Genomic DNA, 19873 nt, shown 5'->3' on the forward strand with positions numbered 1-19873 from the left:
CGTGGCGCTTGAACTCACACCGGTGCCCGGCGGGCGCCGGCACTCCTTCCGCGTCGCCCTCCGAATGGCGCGGCGCGACATCAGCCGCCACAAGGGCCGCTCGCTGCTGATCATCCTGCTGATCATGCTCCCCGTGGCTGGCATGACAGGTGCCGCAACTCTGGTCCAGAGCATGCAGGAAACTCCCGGCGAACGGGTCCAGTACCAGCTCGGGAAGACGCAGGCGCGGTTCCAGTCACTGAATGCGGTGAACAGCGCGATGGTCCAGGACCCCCTGATGGACCACATTGTGGCCTCCAATCCCCAGGACATCGATCCCGACTTCGTCGCCGCGGATCCCCAGGACGTCCTGCCTGCCGGCTACAAGATCCTGACGGAATCGCAGCTCGACCTCACCACCAGGGTCGGAGACGCAGATGTGTCCCTGATGGGCAGGGCCGTGGATGCCTTGAACCCTGCCTTTGAAGGGAAATTCCAGCTGCTGAACGGCAGGGCACCGCAATCTGCCGCGGAAGCTCTCGTTTCACCGGGTCTGCTGGACCGCTTTGGTATGGAACTGGGGGAAAACCTGACGACGTCGGCGGGTACCTTTACCGCCGTCGGCACCCTGCGTGACTTTGGGGTCTCGGACCGGAACGAAATTCTCTTCCTGAAACCGGGTCAGGGGGACGATGCAATCGCACCCCTGCCGTCCGGGCGCGGTGGCCAGACTAAGTACTACCTGGTGGGCCCCGAGCCTGTGACCTGGGCCCAGGTCAGGGAGGCGAACACCGTTGGAGTGTCCGTACTCTCAAGGTCCGTGGCCTTCAATCTGCCCCCTATGGATCAGCGCAGTGTGGACGGTTCGCCGCCGCAGTACGAGCAGGCCACACCCTATTCCGCCTACCTCACGGGCGGCTTCATTGGAGCCCTTGCCCTGCTGGAGGTCGGATTGCTGGCCGGCGCAGCCTTCTCCGTCGGAGCCAAACGTCAGATTCGCGAGTTGGCGCTTTTGGCTGCTTCGGGCGCCGAGGCCCCCACCGTCCAGGCGGTGGTCATGGCGGCCGGCCTGTGGCTGGGAACCATTGCCGTCGCTGCCGGGGCGGCGCTGGGCCTCGCGGGCGCTGCGGGTGCGGTGTTCTGGGTACGTTATCTCGGCTCCGAGCGGCTGGCAGGCTTCCACCCGGATATCCTTTTGACCGCCACTGCCATGCTTATGGGACTGGGGGCCTGTATTCTCGCTGCGCTTGCGCCGGCCCGCCAGGTGTCACGGCAGGCGGTGCTGGGGGCTCTGAAGTCCGGGCGGGCGCCGGTGACAACGGGAAAATGGCCGCAGCGAATCGGTGCAGGGATGCTGCTGCTGTCCGCTGTTCTGCTGTTTTCCGGCAACGCCCTGGCCGACGTCCCGGCCGACCCCGACCTGCTCAACGACAGAATGCCGTTGATTACAGGGCTCGTGATCGCCGGTGCCGTGCTGGCGGTGACCGGACTGGTGCTTGTGACGGGATTCGTGGTGGCGCTGATGACCAGCCGGACCGGCAGGCTGCCGCTCCCGTTGCGGATGGCTGCACGGGACTCCGCCCGCAACCGCAGCCGTACTGTTCCTGCCGTGGCCGCAGTGCTGGCGGCGGCCACGCTGGCCAGTGCCGCCATGGTTCTTGCAGCCAGTCAGGAGGCACGGGAGCGGGAAAACCACCAGTGGAACGCTTTGCCAAACCAGGTGGTGTTGCCCTTGAATGAGTCTGGTCCGCCCTTGGCAGATGGCTCCCTCCCGGCACCGGTGGCCGTGGATCCTGCCAAGTTCACCAGCGCTTTGAAGAACGCCGTAGGCACGGTGTCCTGGACGCAAGTCCTGGAGACGCCACGGGTCACAAACTGTCCCAGGGGCCCTGAAGCTGATCTCTCCATTCCGCCCGTTACTCCCACTTTCAACTGCCTCCTCTACTCGCTGAAAGTGCCGGCAGGGAACGAATGCGCCCTGACCGAGGGCCAAAGGGTCCAGGATCCGCGGGATTGGCGCTGCCAGGGCTCAATGCGCCCCATCGGCTTCAGTTCCAGCGGCTCGCTGGCAGTGGGCGGCGAGGCCGAGATCCGCGCCATGCTGGGAACGGCGCCTTCCGCAGAGGCACTGGAGGCGCTCAGCAACGGCGGCATGGTGGTGACCAATCCCGTCTTTGTGCAGGACGGACGCGCAGTCGTGGAAGGGGCCGATATGCGTCGGGACAAGGTGTCCACGACCCAGATGCACGCCGGCTACGAGGTGGTCACGTCAACGGAGGTGCCCGCCGTCGTGATGGTTCCCGAGGTTCCGGTTCCATACTTCGGCGTCATCTCACCGGCCGCCGCCAAATCCGCGGGCATCCGGCTCACGGAATCTTCCCTGCTGGTCCAGTTCAGCGCCTATCCCAGCCCGGCGGAGCAGGACCTGTTGGCGTCAACCGCTGCCGGTTTCTTCGGAAGTACCCCAATTGGGATTTACGTTGAGCCGGGGGTGGACCGGGATTCTTCCTGGGTCATCTGGTCCATCGTGGGGATCAGTGCGCTGATCACGCTCAGTGCTGCCGGCATCACCACGGGGCTGTCGCTTGCCGACTCGCGCAGTGACCATATGACCCTTGCCGGAGTCGGCGCGGCGCCCAGGCTGCGGAAAGCACTGGCCGGAGCCCAGGCCCTGATGACGGGTGGTCTGGGGTCCTTCCTGGGCTGCCTTGCCGGTGTAGCCCCGGCGGTCATTATTGTCCATGCCTCGGGACGGGCCACAGGACTGGGTGCAGACGCGGTTGTCCCGTGGCTGCAGCTGCTGGCGCTGGTGATTATTGTGCCTCTCACCGGCTCGGCTTTGGCCTGGATATTCACCCGGGCACGCCTGCCGATGTCCCGCCGCGGCCTGGGAACCTGACCGCTCGCCCCCACCCGCCTGCCGCTCGCCGCCACCTTCCTGCCGCTTACCGCTGCGGGCGCGCCGCTCAGCGCTGCGGGCGCGCCACGCCAGCTGAATCCGGACGTGCGGCGCCCCTGCGTTGGTAGGGTGCCTTCTGAGCAACTGGAGCAGGAACTCTCAAGGAGGAGACATGGCCGGAATGCCTGGTGAAGCTGTAGATTCAACGCGTCGGGGCGGATCTTTGACCGCAGATCCGGACCTTCCTCCCACCGCCGTGGACGAGGCCGTCCGTGAGGCGGAAGAGAAGAAGTGGACGCCAGCCAAGATCGCACTCTGGTCCGCAATCGCACTCCTGGGCGGCGTGGCCTGGTTCATGCTGGCCATTATCCGCGGTGAAACGGTCAACGCCATCTGGTTTGTCTTCGCCTCCGTCTGCACCTTCTCATCGGCTACCGGTTCTACTCCAAGGTCATTGAGAAGTTCCTGCTCAAGCCCGATGACCGGCGTGCCACACCGGCGGAGTACAAGGCCGACGGCAAGGACTACGTCCGGACGGACCGCAACGTCCTGTTTGGCCATCACTTCGCGGCCATCGCCGGCGCCGGACCCCTGGTGGGACCGGTCATTGCAGCACAGATGGGTTACCTTCCGGGCACCATCTGGATCATCATCGGTGTGGTGTTTGCAGGCGCCGTCCAGGACTACCTGGTGATGTTCTTCTCCATGCGCCGCGGCGGCCGTTCCCTGGGCCAGATGGCCCGCGAGGAACTTGGCGTCATCGGCGGCACCGCAGCGCTGGTGGCCACGTTGCTCATCATGGTGATCATCGTCGCGATCCTTGCCCTCGTCGTCGTCAATGCCCTCGGTGAAAGCCCCTGGGGAGTCTTCTCCGTTGGCATGACCATCCCGATTGCCCTGTTCATGGGGGTCTACCTCAGGTTCCTCAGGCCCGGCAAGGTCATGGAGGTTTCCCTGATCGGCTTCCTGCTGCTGATGGCCGCAATCATCGGCGGCGGCGCCGTTGCGGGTACCGAATGGGGTGCCGCGTTCTTCCACCTGGACAAGGTCACCATCGCGTGGGGCCTGATCGTGTACGGCTTCATCGCGGCGATCCTTCCCGTCTGGCTCCTGCTGGCTCCCCGCGACTACCTCTCCACATTCATGAAGATCGGCGTGATCGTGATGCTGGCACTTGCCATCGTGGTGGTCCGTCCCGAAATCACCGTCCCCGCGTTCAGCGAGTTCGCCGGCCGCGACAATGGGCCGGTCTTCTCCGGCGCCCTGTTCCCGTTCCTGTTCGTGACCATCGCCTGTGGAGCGCTGTCCGGTTTCCATGCCCTCATTTCCTCCGGCACCACGCCCAAACTCATCGAAAAGGAACGCCAGACCCGCTTCATCGGCTACGGCGGCATGCTGATGGAGTCCTTTGTGGCCATCATGGCGCTCGTGGCGGGCATCTCCATCGACCGCGGCCTGTACTTCGCCATGAACTCGCCGGCCGCCCTCACCGGCGGAACCGTGGAGACGGCTGCAGCCTGGGTCAACAGCCTCGGGCTCGCCGGGGTGAACCTCACACCTGATTTCCTGGCCCAGACAGCAGCCAACGTCGGCGAAGAAAGCATTGTCTCCCGGACAGGGGGCGCCCCGACACTGGCCGTGGGTCTGGCGCACATCATGCAGCAGTTCATCGGTGGCACCGCCATGATGGCTTTCTGGTACCACTTCGCCATCATGTTCGAGGCGCTGTTCATCCTCACCGCGGTCGACGCCGGCACCCGGGTTGCGCGGTTTATGCTTCAGGACTCCATCGGCAACTTTGTCCCCAAGTTCAAGGAAGCCTCCTGGCGGCCGGGAGCCTGGCTGTGCACTGCAGTGATGGTGGGGGCCTGGGGCGCAGTACTGCTGATGGGGGTGACAGATCCGCTTGGCGGCATCAATACCCTGTTCCCGCTGTTCGGCATCGCCAACCAGTTGCTTGCCGCCATCGCCCTTGCGGTCTGCATGGCCATTGCGGCGAAACGCGGTGCATACAAGTACCTCTGGATTGTTGCCCTGCCGCTGGCCTTCGCGGCGGTGGTCACCATCACGGCCAGCTTCCACAAGATCTTCTCGCCGGTGCCGGCAGTGGGCTATTTCGCCAACAACGCCGCCTTCTCCAAGGCCCTTGCCGATGGTAAAACCGAATTCGGCACGGCCAAGACCGTTGCAGCCATGGAGGCCGTGGTGCGCAACACCATGATCCAGGGCTGGCTTTCCGTCATCTTCGTCACGCTGAGCATCATCGTTATCGCCACGGCAGTGCTGGCCACTGTGAAGGCCTACCGCAACACCGCTGCGGGGACCGCCAACCGGGACCACGAAGACGAGGCCCGTCCCTCCCGGGTCTTCGCGCCGGCGGGACTCATCGCTTCCCCTGCCGAACGGGAGCTGATGGCCGAATGGAACAAACTGCCGGCTGAGTTGCGGTTCGAAAAAGCCGGGCACCACTGATGCGTTCGGGACTGGCTTCGATCACGTCGGCATTCCGCGGATTCGCCAGGTACCTCAGCGCGGTCCTGGGCGCGGACGCCTACGCAAAGTACGTCGAGCACCACCGAACCGCAGGACATGAGGCGCTGCCAATGGGTGAGCGCGAATTCTGGCGGGACAGGACGGACAGGCAGGACAGCAACCCGCAAGGGAGATGCTGCTGATGGTTTGGTTACGGAGTGTCACCGGACTGTCCAGTGAGCCGCCGGCACGTGAGAGTATGAACCCATGAGCGATCCGAAAGACACTCAGCAAGACGAGGTCCCGGTAGAGGGCAAGACCCTCGACGGGCAACAGCCCGCGCCGGTTGGGCCCATTCCGGCGAACGGAAACAGATCCAAGGGCAGCAACCTGCAGGACCTGGTGGATGAACCTGCCAAAGTTATGCGGATTGGCACCATGATCCGCCAGCTGTTGGAGGAGGTTAAGGCCGCTCCGCTGGACGATGCCGCGCGCGGACGCCTGGCCGAGATCCACGAGCGGTCCATCAAGGAGCTCGAGGACGGGCTGGCGCCGGAGCTGGTGGAAGAACTGGACCGCATCAGCCTGCCTTTCCCGGACGACGCCACTCCGTCCGATGCTGAGCTGCGCATCGCGCAGGCTCAGCTGGTCGGTTGGCTGGAGGGGCTGTTCCACGGCATTCAGACCGCCATTGCGGCACAGCACGCCGCCCGCGAGCATGCCGCCGCGCAACTGCAGCTCCGGCAGCTCCCGCCGGGCACCATGATTGCTCCGGGTGTGGTCATCGGCGAAAACGGCGAGCCGCAGCGGGCGCAGGCGGGCCAGCCGCGCCCGGCTCCGTCGAAGCCGGGCAGGCCGGAGGATCCGGACCACGGTCCCGGCCAGTACCTGTAGTTCCGCTTGGGCTTCTTTACCGCCGCCCGCCAAGGGCGCAAGGACGACGCCGAACTCGGCAAGGGTCTGTGGCGCCGCGCCCACGACCGCTTCCACCGTGGCCTGGACCGTTACCACCAGGTCCTGGAAGGCGTCGAGGATGACCAGCTGTATGGCGAACTCGTTGAGGTGGCCAATGAACTGGCCGGGCTCCTGGACCGGGTCAGGGTTGTCTGCCTGGAAGCCCAGCGACGGTCGCCCAGCGATGGCCTGGACATCCCCGGCCCTCTGGCCGGAGTGCACCGATCCCTTTCCAAGGCCGGCAACTCCCTGGCCACCACGGCTGAGGCAGCGGCCATGCTGCGGCTGGCTGTTGGACCGGTACCGGTAGGCGCCGCGTCCGTGCGGCGCCGCGCCGAATCAGTGTTTGAGCAGGTGGCCGACGCCGAAAGACGGCTGGCCGAGGATGCCGCAGGCCAGCCGGGCTAGTATTCCCGGTTAAGCGTCTGGCTGATCCGGGGCGTTTCACTTCAGGCTGCCCAGCTCCTTTGGCAGGATGACTGGATGACTCTTTCACCCACACTGACTTTTAATGACGGCCACACCATTCCCCAGCTCGGGTACGGTGTGTGGCAGGTTGAGGACGGCGTTGCGGAAAAGGTGGTCCGCCAGGCCTTCGAAGCGGGCTTCCGCCACATCGACACCGCCAGGATCTACGGCAACGAGGCAGGCGTTGGCCGTGCCATCGCGGGTTCGGGCCTGACGCCGGACGAAATTTTCATCACCACCAAGCTCTGGAATGCCGATCAGGGCTACGAACCCACGCTGGCGGCCTTCGAGGAATCACTGGACAGGTTGGGCCTGGAAAAACTGGATCTGTACCTCATCCACTGGATGCAGCCTCAGCAGGACAAGTATGTTGACACGTGGAGGGCACTGATTGAGCTCCAAAAGCGTGGACGCGTGAAGTCCATCGGGGTTTCGAACTTCACGGCCAAGGGGATTCAGCGGCTCATCGATGAAACCGGCGTGGTTCCGGCCATCCACCAGATCGAACTGCACCCGTACTTCAGCCAGCAGGAACTGCGGGACTTCGGCAGGGAGAAGGGCATCCTGACCCAGGCCTGGTCACCCCTCGGCCAGGGTGGAGCTCTTCTGGAGGACCCCGCCGTGGCTGCCGTTGCAGCCAAGCACCATGCCACCCCGGCCCAGGTGGTTATCGCCTGGCACCTGGCCATCGGCAATGTGGTGATTCCGAAATCAGTCACGGAGTCCAGGATCCAGGAAAACTACGCAGCCCTGGACATCACATTCGACGAAGATGATGTCCAGGCGATTAACCGCCTGGACCGCACTGCAGCTGGCGGGGGCCGCATCGGCCCCGATCCCGCCGTTTCAGACTTCGCCTAGATCCGGCTGACAGACCCGCACGTCCTGCAACCGGCAGGGCGTGCGGGTCTGTTAAGACGGCGTGCACCTATGCAGCGAGCCGGATCTGCTCAACGGCGACCGCGTCAACAACAGCCCACGAATCCTCGCCTGTGCAGTTCCGGCTGGCGAAGCGCTCCGCCTCTTCAAGGGTGTCAAAGGTTTCCGCCAGGATCCGGCCGCAATCGGCGTCGAAGTACGTGACGTGAAATTCCTGTACGAGTTGATTTTCCATAAATCCAGTGTGCAACCGGGGTCTGACATTATCGGGGGAAGCAGTTCCGCGTGTCGCTGCGAGGTGCCGGCCCGCCGGCGACCCGCGCTGAAGAAGTCCGCCATGTCCCGCGGAACTGTTGCCTGCTTCAGGCTGACCGGGGCGCTTTGATTGCCTGTATGTTTCGCTTCGCCGCCTCACTCACCGGCCAGGCGGAGCACCCGTTCCCGCGCCAGCACGGCCGAGCGCTGCACTTTGTCGGCCGCCCTGGCCAGCTGCTTCGCTTCGGCGGCGGTTGCGTCCAGCCGCTTCCGGGCCCTATCCAGCTGCTCCTCGGAGGCCTTGAGTCTCGCCCTGAGCTCCTGTGTCTCCTCCGTCAGCCGGGAAACCTCCGCCCGGTCCTTCTCGGACTCGTTCTGGCGTTCCTGTGCCAGCCGCGCAGCCTCATCCGCAGCAGCGTTTGCCTCGGCAAGAGCTGCTTTGGCCTTTTCCAGGGCCGATGGCGACGACGGCCGCGGTGTCTGCCGGACCGCCTGCAGCCGTGGCTTCTCTGCCTGGCGGCGGGGGGCGGCTTCCGCCGTCGTTCGTGGCTTAGTGGCCGGGGCTTTGCCCGGCGCAACTGGAGGTCGGGCAGAACGCTGAACGGACACAGCCCCGGGGACAGCCACCACACCGTCAAGCTCAACCGTATCCACGCCGTCGGCGGACAGTGCCTGCAGCAGCCGTCCACTCCGGACCGCCGCCGCAGCACCTTCGTCTGCTGTCACGGCCTGCAGCGTCCGCTCGACGTCGGACGCTATGGTGGCGCTGATGCTGCGTCCCTGCTGTTCAGCCACCGAGCCGGCCGTCTGGACGGCGGCGGCGAGCATTTTGCGTCGCTCCCTGCCCAGTTCCCGGAGGGCAGCCGCATCCAGGGACGACTGCGCTGCGCGCATCCGCTCGCCAAGTTCTGCCAGCTCATCAAGGACCTCGGGCTGATGCACGGCCAGCATGTTGACGGCCCACGCTGCCACAGAAGGCTTGGGCAAAGCGCGCACAGCGGCCGGTAGCTCGTTCCCGGAACCGGCGGCGTCCTTGGCTGCGGCTGTGCGGGCGGCGATGAATTCGTCGACGGGCAAGGCGTACAGCCTGTTCGCGATCTTAGCCAGGGCCTCGTCATCCATGCACGCCATCATAGGCTGTAGGCTGCTTCCCGCAGGGCGCTCTGCCCCCGACTCGATGGGCGCAGCTTAACCAGCGAAAAACCCCCTAGAAACCTTGATTTCCAGGGGGTTTATCCCGAGCTTCCTATCAGAATCGAACTGATGACCTTTTCATTACGAGTGAAACGCTCTACCGACTGAGCTAAGGAAGCACCGCACGTTCGCCCGGAAGAACCGGGCGCTTCATGCAAGAGTCAACTGTAATAGAGTCCCTGCACCCGGGTCAAAATGGACGCCCGACTGTGCTTAGCAGACGGTGTTGTCCGCGGGTACCTTGCCCTCGACGAGGTAGGCATCCACGGCATCCCCAATGCAGCTGTTGGACCTGCCATAAGCTGTGTGGCCTTCGCCCTCCCAGGTCAGCAATGACGCATTCTCCAGCTGCTTCCGCAGGGAAGCGGCCCATTCCACTGGCGTTGCAGGATCGCCGGTGGTGCCGATAACAACAATGGGGGACTCGCCGGTGTAATCCACAGGCGCGGGGGTCCGGACGCTCCGGTAGGGCCAGTCAACACACGAGGTCCCGCCATAGGCGAAGAAGTACCCCAAGGTAGGGGAGTCCTCGCGCAATCGCTGGTCGTCTGCCCGCATGCCCGCAGTATCGGTGACCATGGGGTAATCCAGGCAGTTGATCGCGTTGAAAGCGAACGTGGTGTTGGACGAGTAGGTTCCGTTGGGGGAACGGTCGGCGCCAACGTCGGCCAGGCGGAGCATCAGGCTCATATCGCCCGTCATGGCAGCCTCCAGCGCCTGGGTCAGGGCGGGCCAGCTCTGGTCGTTGTAGAGCGGGGTGATGAGTCCGCTGACAAAAATATTCGCGGTGACCAGGCGCCCGTCCTTGGCGGTGCGTGGTGTCTCCTGGACAGAATTGATGAGGTCGCGGATTTGCTGGACCCCGCTGTCAGGGCTTCCGCTGAAGGGACAGCCGTCTTCCTGCATACAGTCTTCAACGTAGGACCTGATGGCCTTTTCGAAGGCCCGGGCCTGGCCGCTGGTCACCTCCTCATAGCTGATGGAGGGGTCCAGGGCTCCGTCCAGGACCATACGGCCCACGTTGTCCGGAAACAGCGATGCATAGGTTGATCCCAGGAAGGTTCCGTAGGAGTAGCCAAGATAGTTGAGCTTGCTGTCGTTCAGGACAGCACGAAGGATGTCCATGTCCTTGGCCGAGCTCACGGTGTCGATGTGTCCCATGGAGGGGCCGGTTTGTTCCGCGCACTTGGCCGCGATCGCCTTGTTGTCCGCGAGGGCTGCCTGCAGGCCGGAATCGGTATCGAGGGCGTAGATCTTCGCCCGTGACGCATCGCGCTCGGCGTCAGTCATGCATTTCACCGGGGAGGAGCGCTCAACACCCCGGGGATCGAATCCCACCAGGTCATAGTTGGCCCGCACGGATTCGGAAAAGCTGGTGGCCGCGGCATCCTTGACGTAGTCGTAGCCGGAGGCGCCGGGCCCGCCGGGATTCACCAGCAGGCTCCCGGTCTTCTTGCCCGTGCTTGCAACCTTCAGGGCCGCGATCTGGATGGTGTCGCCGTCGGGGTTGTCATAGTCCATCGGCACGGTGACCTTGGCGCACTGGAACTCCTTTTCGCACGGCTCCCACACCACTTCCTGCGAATAGAAATCAGCCAGCCCATTCGGAGCCGACGCCACGATCGAAGGATCCGCCTTGGCGGTTGACGGTCCTTTGTCCTGGTTACCCCCGCCGATCAGGCTGCAGGAGGCAAGCAGCAGGGCCAAAACCAGGGCGCCGGCGGTCCGCAGTCGCTTCCCCAGGGATCGGGAGCGTGCGGGCAGGGGGCGAGCAGTCATCGTGAGGTCTCCTTGGTAAGGGCTAGATCAGGCTGGCTGCCATGGACTCAATAGTCAACAGCGGTGCGACGTTGGTGGTGGTGATGCGTTGGCGGGCCTTGTTGACGGCATCCATGCGGGCGAGGGTGGTTTCGGGCGTGGAGCGTCCGGCGAACTCCTCCAGTTCACCCCTGAGCTCAACGTTTACCAGCTCCACAGCATTCCCGAGTTGGATAATCAGCACATCCCGGTAGAAGGACAGCAGGTCCGTCAGTGTCCTGTCCAGGGAATCCGTGATGGAGCGTTTGGCCCGCCGCTTCTGGTCCTCTTCGAGCTGCCTGACCTGGCTCCGCATGGACGGTGGCAGTGTCCCTGATTCGGGGGCGCCCAGTGTGGCCAGGAGCGCGGCCTTCTCCGCGGCGTCGCGCTCTTCGTTGGAGCTGTTGGCCTCGGCGGTGGCGATTTTGACCAGCTTGTCCGCCATCATGACCGCCGCCGTGACGCCGCGCAACGCCAGCGGGAACCGCACTGTTTCGAGCCGGCGCTCCCGTGCCTCGGGATCCCGGGCAAGGCGGCGGGCGATCCCCACGTGGCTCTGGGCAGCCCGGGCTGCCCGTTCGGCAAGGGCGGGGTCCACACCGTCCCGCTTGACCAGCAAGGCGGCGACGTCGGCCGCAGGCGGCAGGCGAAGGGCTACGGCACGGCAGCGTGACCTGATGGTCACCAGGACATCCGCCGGCGACGGCGCACAAAGCATCCAAATGGTGCGCGGCGTGGGCTCCTCGATGGCCTTGAGCAGAACATTGGTGGTGCGTTCAGCCATCCTGTCCGCGTCCTCAACCACGATGATCCGCCACCGTCCGGACGAGGGCCTGTTTCCTGCTGTTGACACCAGATCGCGGGCTTCGTCAATGGTGATGGTGACCTTCTCAGTGCGGACAAAGGTGACATCTGAATGAGTCTCGCCAAGGATGGTGTGGCAGGCGGAGCACTCACCGCAGCCACGGAGGCTGACATCGTCCTGGTCGCAGTTCAGGGCAGCCGCGAAGGCTTTGGCCGCGTTGGAACGTCCAGAACCGGGAGGGCCGGTGAACAGCCAAGCGTGGGTCAGGCCCTCGCCAAGGGAGGCCTGGCGGAGCTGTTCGACGACGGCCGGCTGGCCCTGGAGATCGTCCCAGACGGTCACGCAGCACCACGTCCGGCAGAAGTCAGCAGCCCGTCCACCCTGGCCAGGATCTGTGCGGCGAGGTCGGTCACGGGCAAATGCGCCGGCAGGACAAGGTAGGCGTCCGGGTGGAGGGCCGCCAACTCGAGGAAGGCGTTCCGGATGCGCGTGTGGAATTCGTCGGCCTCGGATTCAAGGCGGTCTTCGGCGGCGTCCCCTGCCGTCCTGCGGCGCCGTCCAACACCAGGATCCACATCAAGCAGCACGGTCAGATCAGGCTGCAGACCGCTGGTGGCCCATTCGTTGATCGAGCGCACGGCGTCGGTGCCCAGATCCCGGCCAGCACCCTGGTAGGCCACCGAGGAGTCGATATAGCGGTCGGTGAGGACGATTTCACCCCGCTCCAAGGCAGGGCGGATGACCTGGCTGGCGTGGGCAGCGCGGGAGGCCGCGAAGATGAGCGCCTCCGTGTGGGCATCGATGTGGCCATTGCCATGGTCCAAAACAAGGGAGCGCAGCTTCTCGCCAACGGGTGTTCCCCCCGGCTCGCGCGTTCGTAAAACCTTCAGGCCCCGGGATTCCAGCGCCTCGGCCAGCCGGGCTGCCTGCGTGGACTTGCCGGCGCCGTCGCCGCCTTCAAACGCGATGAAGAATCCGGGGGTCTGGTTAGTCACTGAACAAGCCTACCGTTCGGACATTCATCCAGTGGCGGGCTAACCGGCCGCCACACGGCGCATACCACCCGGTCGGTGACTCCTTTCGGACGGCAGCAGGCTCCAAAGTACGCTTTCTGCATGAGCCTTTCACAACAGCACTCAGCGTCCCTCTCGGCCGAGACGGTGGTTGTTGCAGCCGGCCGGCCGCCGCGGGAGCGGGATGAACCGGTTAACCCTCCCATTGTGCTGTCCTCCACCTACTTCGGCAGCGGCCCCCTGTCTGATGGGGACCGCGGCTATGGCAGGTACTCCAACCCCACTTGGGACCCTTTCGAGGAAGCCTTGGGACAGCTGGAGGGTTCCCAACTGCCGGGGCTCCTGTATGCGTCCGGGCTGGCAGCGGTCAGCTCCGCGCTGTCGCTTATTCCGGCCGGGGGTGTGCTGGTCATGCCCTCGCACAGCTACTCGGGGTCCCTGGTGATGGCTACGGAGCTGGCACAGAAGGGCTTCCTGGAGCTCCGGACCGTGGACATCGCGGATACCGACGCTGTGAAGGAACTGCTGGCCCCCCAAGGCCCTCAAGCCCGGCCGGCCAGCATGCTCTGGATCGAAAGCCCCACCAATCCCATGCTTGGCATTGCCGACATCCGCGAACTTACCCAGGCAGCCCATCAGGCCGGTGCCATCGTTGTCGCGGATAACACCTTTTCAACCCCGCTGGTGCAGCAGCCCCTGGGACTGGGTTCCGACGTCGTGCTCCACTCGGTGACCAAATATCTGGCTGGCCACTCCGATGTTGTCCTTGGCGCCCTGGTGACCTCGAATCCGGATATCCGAAACGCGTTGCTGCATCACCGGATCATCCACGGCGGCATTGCCGGGCCCTTCGAAGCATGGCTCGCTTTGCGGGGCCTGAGAACCCTGGCGCTTCGCATTGAACGGTCGCAGGCGTCGGCGGCTGTGCTGGCGGAACGGCTCAGCACGCATTCGCGGATTGAAAGCATCCGCTTCCCGGGGCTTTCCACCGACCCCGGCCACGGACGTGCCAAAACACAAATGACCGGCTTCGGCTCAATAATTTGCGTCCAGATCGCCCCCGTGGGAAGCGTCAGCGGGGCCGACGCCGCAGACAAGCTGGTCCGCGCCCTGCAGCTGTGGCTGCCCGCCACCTCCCTTGGCGGAGTGGAATCCCTCATTGAACGGCGGCGCCGGCACACCGCCGAACCGCTCTCCGTGCCGGAGAACCTGGTGAGGCTCAGCGTCGGAATTGAAAATGTTGAGGACCTCTGGGCCGATCTGAAACAGGCACTGGACTCGCTGGGCGGCTAGGCTTGGATGGTGGACGGTGAAATGATTATTCGGCCTGTTGAGCAGGCAGTGTTTTTTATCCTTGCCCTGGTGGCACTGGGACTTGAGCTGTGGGCCCTGTTTGACTGTGTCCGGCACAAGGCCAACGCTTTTGAAGCCACCGGCAAAAGGACAAAGACTTTTTGGCTTGCACTCACCGGCGGAGCCACGGCCGTGGGGGCGCTGTCCCTTCTGGGCAGCGGCGGCATTTTCGGAACCCTCGGCCTCTTTGGGCTGGCAGCGGTAGTTGCAGCGTGCGTGTACCTCGCCGATGTCAGGCCTGCCGTGAAGGATGCCGGCCGCGGCGGAAGCCGCAACACCGGACCCTACGGGCCCTGGTAGGAGGCCTCAGGCCTCCTGGGCCGGCGGGGCCACCGCTTCCCAGCCCACCGTGAGTTCCCCCAGCCGCCAACGCGCGGGACCGTCCTGAACCGGCCACCCGGCCTCGAGCAGTGCCTTGCACATCCCCTGCCACCGCTGACGGTTCCCGAACGAGGCCAGTGGCGCAGATTCCAGCCACGCACGGTCCATAGCCTGCATCAGGGCGTGGATCCGCTCGCCGGGGACATTGCGGTGGATCAGTGCCTTGGGGAGCCTTTCGGCAATCTCGGAGGGCAGCACAAAGCTGCCGAACCGCATCGAGATGCTCAGCGACAGCGGGCCCTGAGCATCAAGGGCAATCCACGCCACCCGCCGCCCGATTTCGTCACAGGTGCCGTCAATGAACAGCCCGCCGGCGGAGAGCCGGCCCTGGACCAGGCGCCAGATAGCTCCGACATCCGCTTCCTCGTACTGCCGCAACACGTTAAACGCACGGACCAGGACGGGATTGCCGGGCACCGGCAGTTCGAAGCCGCCCACCATAAATGCGAGGCCGGGCCTCTCCAGGGCTTTCGCCACCCTGACCCGTTCGGGTTCGATCTCGATCCCGCAGACACGGACGTCCGGACGCACGGCAGCCAGCCGCTGGAAGAGTTCGACGGCGGTGGCCGGCGTGGCGCCGTAGCCCAGGTCCACCACCAGCGGATCGTTAGCGGTCCTCAGCCGCCATGCCTGCGGACCAGTCAGCCAGCGGTCCAGGCGCCTCATCCGGTTGGGGCTGGTGGTGCCGCGGGTGACATTTCCGACCGGCTTCCCGGGCCTGCTCCTGCCGGAGACGTGCGGGCCTGCCACCCGTTCAGCTTTTTGAACCACCGCCCAACCTTATCCTTGGCCGCTGCCGCACTTGGATGCGCGCGGCGCTGCAGGCTGCCGATGCGTCGGCTACGTGACCCCGCGGTGTAACGCTGGGCGGGCTTCATTGCGCCTCCGCTAGGATGAAAATCATGACTTACAAGCTGATTCTGCTGCGCCACGGCCACAGCGAATGGAACGCCAAGAACCTGTTCACCGGCTGGGTGGATGTTGACCTCAACGACCAGGGCCGCGAGGAGGCGGCGCGCGGCGGTGAGCTTCTGGTCGAGCATGATGTACTCCCCGACATCCTTTACACCTCGCTCCTGAAGCGGGCCATCAACACTGCCAACATCTCCCTGGACAAGGCTGACCGCGGCTGGATTCCCGTCAAGCGCGACTGGCGCCTGAACGAACGCCACTATGGTGCGCTGCAGGGTAAGGACAAGGCCCAGACCCTGGCCGAGTACGGCGAGGATCAGTTTATGGAGTGGCGCCGTTCCTACGACACCCCGCCGCCGCCCCTGGACGACAACAGCGAGTTCTCGCAGGCACACGATCCGCGCTACGCCGACCTCGGCGACGCCCTCCCGCGCACGGAGTGCCTGAAGGACGTCCTGGTCCGCCTCCTGCCGTATTGGGAATCGGACATCAAGGCAGACCTTCGGGCGGGCAAGACCGTCCTGGTCACGGCACACGGCAACTCGCTGCGCGCCCTGGTCAAGCACCTCGACGGCATCAGCGACGAAGCCATCGCCAGTCTGAACATCCCCACCGGCATCCCGCTGGTTTACGACCTGGACGAGGACTTCCAGCCGATCAACCGCGGCGGCACCTACCTTGATCCGGAAGCAGCGGCAGACGCCATCCTCGCCGTGGCCAACCAGGGCAAGAAGTAGGCGTTTCATTCATTAACGGACGACGACGGACGGTCACCCGGGAATTCCGGGTGACCGTCCGTCGTCGTACTGGAGTTTTTGTCCAGATATAGCGACCTAAAGGGCGTTTTGGTCGCCGTATCTGGACAAAAATTCCAAGGGGTTAGCTGTACTCGGTGCCGTTCGGCTGCCAGGCACCCGTCACGAGGTACGTGACTTTTTGGGCGACGGAAACACCGTGGTCGGCGAAGCGCTCGAAATAGCGGCTGGCCAGCGCCACGTCAACGGTGGTGGCCGGGGACTCCTGCCAGTCACTGTGGGCGATCGCCTGGAAGACGCTCAAGTGGAGATCATTGATAGCACTTTTCGCCTTCAGGATGTCGCGGGCCACTTCAAGGTCCCGGGTCTCCAAGAGAATCGTCAGTTTGTCTGCGATCAGCTGGTCCAGTTCCGCGAAACTCTTAAAGGTCTCCGTCATGGATGCCGGGATCACATTGGACGGAAAGCGGAGGCGCGCCAGCTGGGCGATGTGCCGGGCGAGGTCACCCATACGCTCCAGGGAGGCGCTCATGCGCAATGATCCAACAATCATGCGGAGGTCACTGGCAACCGGTCCCTGCAGCGCGAGGATGTCGATGGCGCGCTCATCCAGGCTGTTCTGCAGGAAATCGATCCGGGCGTCCGCGGCAATGACATCCTGGGCAAGGTCCACGTCAGCCACCTGGAAGGACGTTGAGGCCTTGCCGATCGCTTCGCTGACCAGCCGCGAAATCTCCACCAGCTGCTCACCCACCTGGGTCAGCTCTTCCTGAAAAACCTTACGCACGTAGGCGTCCTTTCTTTGGAACCCCTGCCGGCCTGGCAGCAGGACTTCATGTCGCCGTTCGGCACTCCAACGTACAACTCTGCCAGCGCCCGGTAAACGGTTAGGCATTAGAAGATGAACGTTAGCTGAACCGTCGGGACAATGGCGCTGGACGCACCGGACGGACATTTTCCAGAGCATAAGCTGGAGCTGTGGATCCTATGCTCATTGGTGTCATCGCCGGCCTCATCGGCCTGTCGTTCGGCACTTTCGGCGTGCTCGCGTTCAGGGTCAGCGAAAAACAGCGCCAACTCGTGGACATTAACGTCGATGAACTCGCGTTGCCGGCGGGTGCTGCCGAGGTGCTCGCGGTCGTCGGCAGGGCTTTCGTTGTGGTGGATGCGGTGGACGGCGTGGTCCGTGCCAGTCCCGCAGCGTACGCCTACGGCCTGGTCCGCGGCCACACTGTGGTCCATGAACAGCTGCTGGAAATGACAGCAGGTGTGCGCCGCGACGGCGTCATCCTGGAAAAGAAGTTGGAGCTTCCCCGCGGGCCGCTCGGTCAGGGCACCATCATCGTGCAGGTGCGCGCTGCCATGCTCGGTGAGGAATACATCGTACTGCTGGCCGATGACCGCACGGAGATCACCCGCACGGAGGAGATCCGCAATGATTTCGTGGCGAACGTTTCCCATGAACTCAAGACACCCGTAGGCGCCATCTCCCTGCTCGCCGAGGCCCTGGAGTCCTCCGCAGACGACGAGGAAGCAGTCCGGCGGTTTGCCAAGCGCATGCATAAGGAATCCGGCCGGTTGGCTGCGCTCGTCCAGGACATCATTGAGCTCTCCCGCCTGCAGGGTGCCAGTGTTTCCCAGCAGGGCCGGCCGGTGGACGTCAACGCCGTGATCACCGAAGCCGTGGACCGCTCCCAGCTTCCCGCTGAAAGCAAGAATATTGAGATAGTGGTTGGCGGACGGGCCGAGGGCATGGTTTATGGTGACCAGGATTTGCTGGTTACCGCCCTGCGGAACCTGATAGACAACGCCATCCGGTACTCTCCGGAGAACACCAGGGTGGGCATCGGTGTCCGCGCCAAGGACGGGCTGATTGCCATCTCAGTCACTGACCAGGGGCTTGGGCTCACGCAGGAGGACCAAGAGCGGGTGTTCGAGCGTTTCTACCGTGTGGACGCCGCCCGGTCGCGGCACACCGGCGGCACGGGGCTGGGCCTGAGCATCGTCAAGCACGTTGCCTCCAACCACGGGGGCGAGGTGACGGTGTGGTCCAAGCCCGGCCAGGGCTCCACCTTCACCCTCAGGCTTCCGGAGATGGAGAGCGAAGAACCGCAGGCGCCACTGGTGGATGACCGCGGTGCAACGGAGCGGGGCAAGGAACACAGTGCAAAGGAATCCGGCGCCAAGGAAAGAGACGCCAAGGAACCCGCTGCATCCGGCCGCAGTATCCGGGAACAAAAGGCCGGCGAACTGAACGCCAACGAACGCAATGTCAACGAACAAGGAGCCAGCGCTTGAGCAGGATTTTGATTGTCGAAGACGAGGAGTCCTTCAGCGACCCGTTGTCCTACTTGCTGGGCAAGGAAGGTTTCGAGGTGGAAGTGGTGGACAACGGCTTGGACGCCATCACCGAATTCGACCGCAACGGTGCAGACCTCGTGCTCCTGGACCTGCAGCTTCCGGGCCTGTCAGGCACAGAGGTATGCCGCCAGCTGAGGCAGCGCTCCAGCGTCCCGGTCATCATGCTGACCGCCAAGGACTCGGAGATCGACAAGGTCGTGGGCCTGGAGCTCGGCGCCGATGACTACGTCACCAAGCCGTATTCTTCCCGCGAACTGGTGGCACGGGTCCGGGCCGTGCTGCGCCGGCAGGGCGAGCCCGAGGAACTGATCTCCTCCACGGTCCAGGCCGGACCCGTCCGGATGGACATCGAGCGGCACGTCGTCAGTGTTGGCGGGGAGCAGGTTCTCCTGCCGCTGAAGGAATTTGAGCTGCTGGAAATGCTTCTTCGCAACTCCGGCCGTGTACTCACGCGGGGCCAGCTGATCGACCGGGTCTGGGGCTCGGACTATGTGGGCGATACCAAGACCCTGGACGTCCACGTCAAAAGGCTGCGGAGCAAGATCGAGCCTGACCCGTCCCTGCCCCGGTTCCTGGTGACGGTTCGGGGCCTCGGCTACAAGTTTGAGCCGTAAGCTTTCGCTGTCTTGCGGCAATGTCAAAGGAGGGGCTCCGTGGAGCCCCTCCTTTAACATTTAGCGGTGCGGCCTGGGCTGCCGGCGTTGCTAGCCCTGCCCTTAGTGGGCTGCGGCTGCGGAAGAGGCCGACGGCGACGGTGACGGTGACGCTGTTCCCGTCGGTTCGCTTCCGGCCGGCAGGTACTCCTTGTACTCGGCAAGCGTCGCGTCCAGGACGGGCACCTTGACCGTCTCATTCACATTGGTTCCGTCTTCGCTGATTTGGACGTCCACGAGGGAGCCCGGAATGCCACCGGTGGTGCTCAGGAGGGCTTCGTCAGTGGAATTGTTCAGCAGGGTGTAGTCGTTGGCCTTCACGGACACCTGTGTCTGCGAGCCTTCCGCACCCTTGACGGTAAGTTTTACGTCTTTGGAGGAGGAGTTGTAGACGGCGCCGATGAGACGTCCGGGCTTGTCTTCTCCTGCCGAGACAATCAGCACGTTGCGCAGTTGCAGGGGGCCCAGGTCCGCGCGGATGCCATCCGACGCGGAGTATTGGTGCGAAGTCTGCTGGGGGGTGATGTAGCCGCAGCCAGTCACGGTCACCAGGCCGAGGCCAAGGGCAGCTGCCGTCAGTGCCAGTTTGCCGCGCTGGGCCCGGTTCGTCGCAGTGAAACGCACGTCACGTACTCCTCATAGAGTCTTGGAACATTATTCAGCCCATAGCCTATCCGCAAACCGGCTGAAACGAGGATTCGGCCTGGTCATATTGCCCTTGGCAGCCGCCCCTCGATGCACTA

18 protein-coding genes, 1 tRNA gene and 1 pseudogene are annotated in these 19873 nt (G+C 64.3%); 11 read left to right on the plus strand and 9 right to left on the minus strand.

What is annotated here, in order from left to right:
- The first annotated feature begins 1 nt into the window (after position 1).
- The 6 genes and pseudogenes from F8G81_RS04260 to F8G81_RS04285 all read left to right on the plus strand — a co-directional run bounded on the left by F8G81_RS04260 (position 2) and on the right by F8G81_RS04285 (position 7633).
- A complete protein-coding gene (locus F8G81_RS04260; protein WP_267277779.1) occupies positions 2-2878 on the plus strand; it encodes a hypothetical protein in 2877 nt (958 codons plus the stop codon).
- Positions 2879-3050: 172 nt separating this feature from the next.
- Positions 3051-5350 (plus strand): annotated as a pseudogene (locus F8G81_RS04265) (carbon starvation CstA family protein).
- Positions 5350-5553 (plus strand): YbdD/YjiX family protein, encoded by a 204-nt coding sequence (locus F8G81_RS04270; RefSeq protein ID WP_267277780.1) that lies wholly within the window; start codon positions 5350-5352, stop codon positions 5551-5553. Before F8G81_RS04265 ends, F8G81_RS04270 begins: the two are co-directional and overlap by 1 nt.
- Positions 5554-5617: 64 nt before the next feature.
- Positions 5618-6244, plus strand: coding sequence for a bacterial proteasome activator family protein (locus F8G81_RS04275; RefSeq protein WP_267277781.1), 627 nt, complete (start codon positions 5618-5620; stop codon positions 6242-6244).
- A 6-nt stretch (positions 6245-6250) separates the two neighbouring features.
- Complete coding sequence (locus F8G81_RS04280; protein WP_267277782.1) at positions 6251-6712, plus strand: hypothetical protein; 462 nt, start codon at positions 6251-6253, stop codon at positions 6710-6712.
- A 75-nt stretch (positions 6713-6787) separates the two neighbouring features.
- Positions 6788-7633 (plus strand): aldo/keto reductase, encoded by an 846-nt coding sequence (locus F8G81_RS04285; protein WP_267277783.1) that lies wholly within the window; start codon positions 6788-6790, stop codon positions 7631-7633.
- 67 nt (positions 7634-7700) lie between these two features.
- Here F8G81_RS04285 and F8G81_RS04290 read toward each other — a convergent pair whose 3' ends face one another.
- From F8G81_RS04290 to tmk, 6 genes are all read right to left on the minus strand, one after another.
- Positions 7701-7886 (minus strand): hypothetical protein, encoded by a 186-nt coding sequence (locus F8G81_RS04290; RefSeq protein ID WP_267277784.1) that lies wholly within the window; start codon positions 7884-7886, stop codon positions 7701-7703.
- A gap of 176 nt (positions 7887-8062) precedes the next feature.
- The gene (locus F8G81_RS04295; RefSeq protein WP_267277785.1) at positions 8063-9028 is read right to left on the minus strand and encodes a hypothetical protein; all 966 of its coding nucleotides are present in this window, start codon (positions 9026-9028) and stop codon (positions 8063-8065) included.
- 118 nt (positions 9029-9146) lie between these two features.
- Positions 9147-9219: transfer RNA gene (locus F8G81_RS04300), tRNA-Thr, on the minus strand.
- Positions 9220-9313: 94 nt separating this feature from the next.
- Positions 9314-10879 (minus strand): alpha/beta hydrolase, encoded by a 1566-nt coding sequence (locus F8G81_RS04305; protein ID WP_267277786.1) that lies wholly within the window; start codon positions 10877-10879, stop codon positions 9314-9316.
- A gap of 22 nt (positions 10880-10901) precedes the next feature.
- Positions 10902-12044, minus strand: a complete 1143-nt coding sequence (locus F8G81_RS04310) for a DNA polymerase III subunit delta' (RefSeq protein WP_267277787.1) — start codon at positions 12042-12044, stop codon at positions 10902-10904.
- Positions 12041-12697 carry a dTMP kinase gene (gene tmk, locus F8G81_RS04315; RefSeq protein ID WP_267277788.1) on the minus strand — a complete coding sequence of 219 codons (657 nt, stop codon included), beginning with the start codon at positions 12695-12697 and terminating at the stop codon, positions 12041-12043. Before tmk ends, F8G81_RS04310 begins: the two co-directional genes overlap by 4 nt.
- A 120-nt stretch (positions 12698-12817) precedes the next feature.
- Between tmk and F8G81_RS04320 the strand changes: the two genes are divergently transcribed.
- Both F8G81_RS04320 and F8G81_RS04325 read left to right on the plus strand, forming a co-directional pair.
- The gene (locus F8G81_RS04320) at positions 12818-14008 is read left to right on the plus strand and encodes a trans-sulfuration enzyme family protein (RefSeq protein WP_267277789.1); all 1191 of its coding nucleotides are present in this window, start codon (positions 12818-12820) and stop codon (positions 14006-14008) included.
- Between the two features lie 9 nt (positions 14009-14017).
- Entirely contained in the window at positions 14018-14368 is a 351-nt protein-coding gene (locus tag F8G81_RS04325; protein ID WP_267277790.1) for a DUF2516 family protein, read from the plus strand.
- A 6-nt stretch (positions 14369-14374) separates the two neighbouring features.
- On the opposite strand, the gene F8G81_RS04330 is transcribed toward F8G81_RS04325, so the two are convergent.
- A complete protein-coding gene (locus F8G81_RS04330; RefSeq protein ID WP_267277791.1) occupies positions 14375-15220 on the minus strand; it encodes a class I SAM-dependent methyltransferase in 846 nt (281 codons plus the stop codon).
- Between the two features lie 131 nt (positions 15221-15351).
- Here F8G81_RS04330 and F8G81_RS04335 point away from each other — a divergent pair, with 131 nt between their 5' ends.
- Entirely contained in the window at positions 15352-16098 is a 747-nt protein-coding gene (locus F8G81_RS04335; protein ID WP_267277792.1) for a phosphoglyceromutase, read from the plus strand.
- Positions 16099-16240: 142 nt separating this feature from the next.
- On the opposite strand, the gene phoU is transcribed toward F8G81_RS04335, so the two are convergent.
- Positions 16241-16903 (minus strand): phosphate signaling complex protein PhoU, encoded by a 663-nt coding sequence (phoU, locus tag F8G81_RS04340; protein ID WP_267277793.1) that lies wholly within the window; start codon positions 16901-16903, stop codon positions 16241-16243.
- A 200-nt stretch (positions 16904-17103) separates the two neighbouring features.
- On the opposite strand from phoU, the gene F8G81_RS04345 reads away from it, so the two are divergent.
- Positions 17104-18414: a sensor histidine kinase gene (locus F8G81_RS04345; protein WP_267279119.1), complete on the plus strand. Its 1311-nt coding sequence runs from the start codon at positions 17104-17106 to the stop codon at positions 18412-18414.
- Positions 18411-19091 (plus strand): response regulator transcription factor, encoded by a 681-nt coding sequence (locus tag F8G81_RS04350; RefSeq protein WP_267277794.1) that lies wholly within the window; start codon positions 18411-18413, stop codon positions 19089-19091. Before F8G81_RS04345 ends, F8G81_RS04350 begins: the two co-directional genes overlap by 4 nt.
- Before the next feature lie 102 nt (positions 19092-19193).
- Here F8G81_RS04350 and F8G81_RS04355 read toward each other — a convergent pair whose 3' ends face one another.
- Positions 19194-19754: a hypothetical protein gene (locus F8G81_RS04355; protein WP_267277795.1), complete on the minus strand. Its 561-nt coding sequence runs from the start codon at positions 19752-19754 to the stop codon at positions 19194-19196.
- Between the last annotated feature and the right edge of the window lie 119 nt (positions 19755-19873).

The sequence above is a fragment of the Arthrobacter sp. CDRTa11 genome (assembly GCF_026427775.1).
Classification (GTDB): Bacteria; Actinomycetota; Actinomycetes; order Actinomycetales; family Micrococcaceae; genus Arthrobacter.

Excerpts from the sequence above, each read along its gene's own strand:
- F8G81_RS04270 (WP_267277780.1), top strand. The coding sequence starts at position 5,350 with ATGCGTTCGGGACTGGCTTCGATCACGTCGGCATTCCGCGGATTCGCC.
- F8G81_RS04275 (WP_267277781.1), top strand. The coding sequence starts at position 5,618 with ATGAGCGATCCGAAAGACACTCAGCAAGACGAGGTCCCGGTAGAGGGC.
- F8G81_RS04285 (WP_267277783.1), top strand. The coding sequence starts at position 6,788 with ATGACTCTTTCACCCACACTGACTTTTAATGACGGCCACACCATTCCC.
- F8G81_RS04290 (WP_267277784.1), bottom strand. The coding sequence starts at position 7,886 with ATGGAAAATCAACTCGTACAGGAATTTCACGTCACGTACTTCGACGCC.
- F8G81_RS04295 (WP_267277785.1), bottom strand. The coding sequence starts at position 9,028 with ATGGATGACGAGGCCCTGGCTAAGATCGCGAACAGGCTGTACGCCTTG.
- F8G81_RS04305 (WP_267277786.1), bottom strand. The coding sequence starts at position 10,879 with ATGACTGCTCGCCCCCTGCCCGCACGCTCCCGATCCCTGGGGAAGCGA.
- F8G81_RS04320 (WP_267277789.1), top strand. The coding sequence starts at position 12,818 with ATGAGCCTTTCACAACAGCACTCAGCGTCCCTCTCGGCCGAGACGGTG.
- F8G81_RS04335 (WP_267277792.1), top strand. The coding sequence starts at position 15,352 with ATGACTTACAAGCTGATTCTGCTGCGCCACGGCCACAGCGAATGGAAC.
- F8G81_RS04345 (WP_267279119.1), top strand. The coding sequence starts at position 17,104 with ATGCTCATTGGTGTCATCGCCGGCCTCATCGGCCTGTCGTTCGGCACT.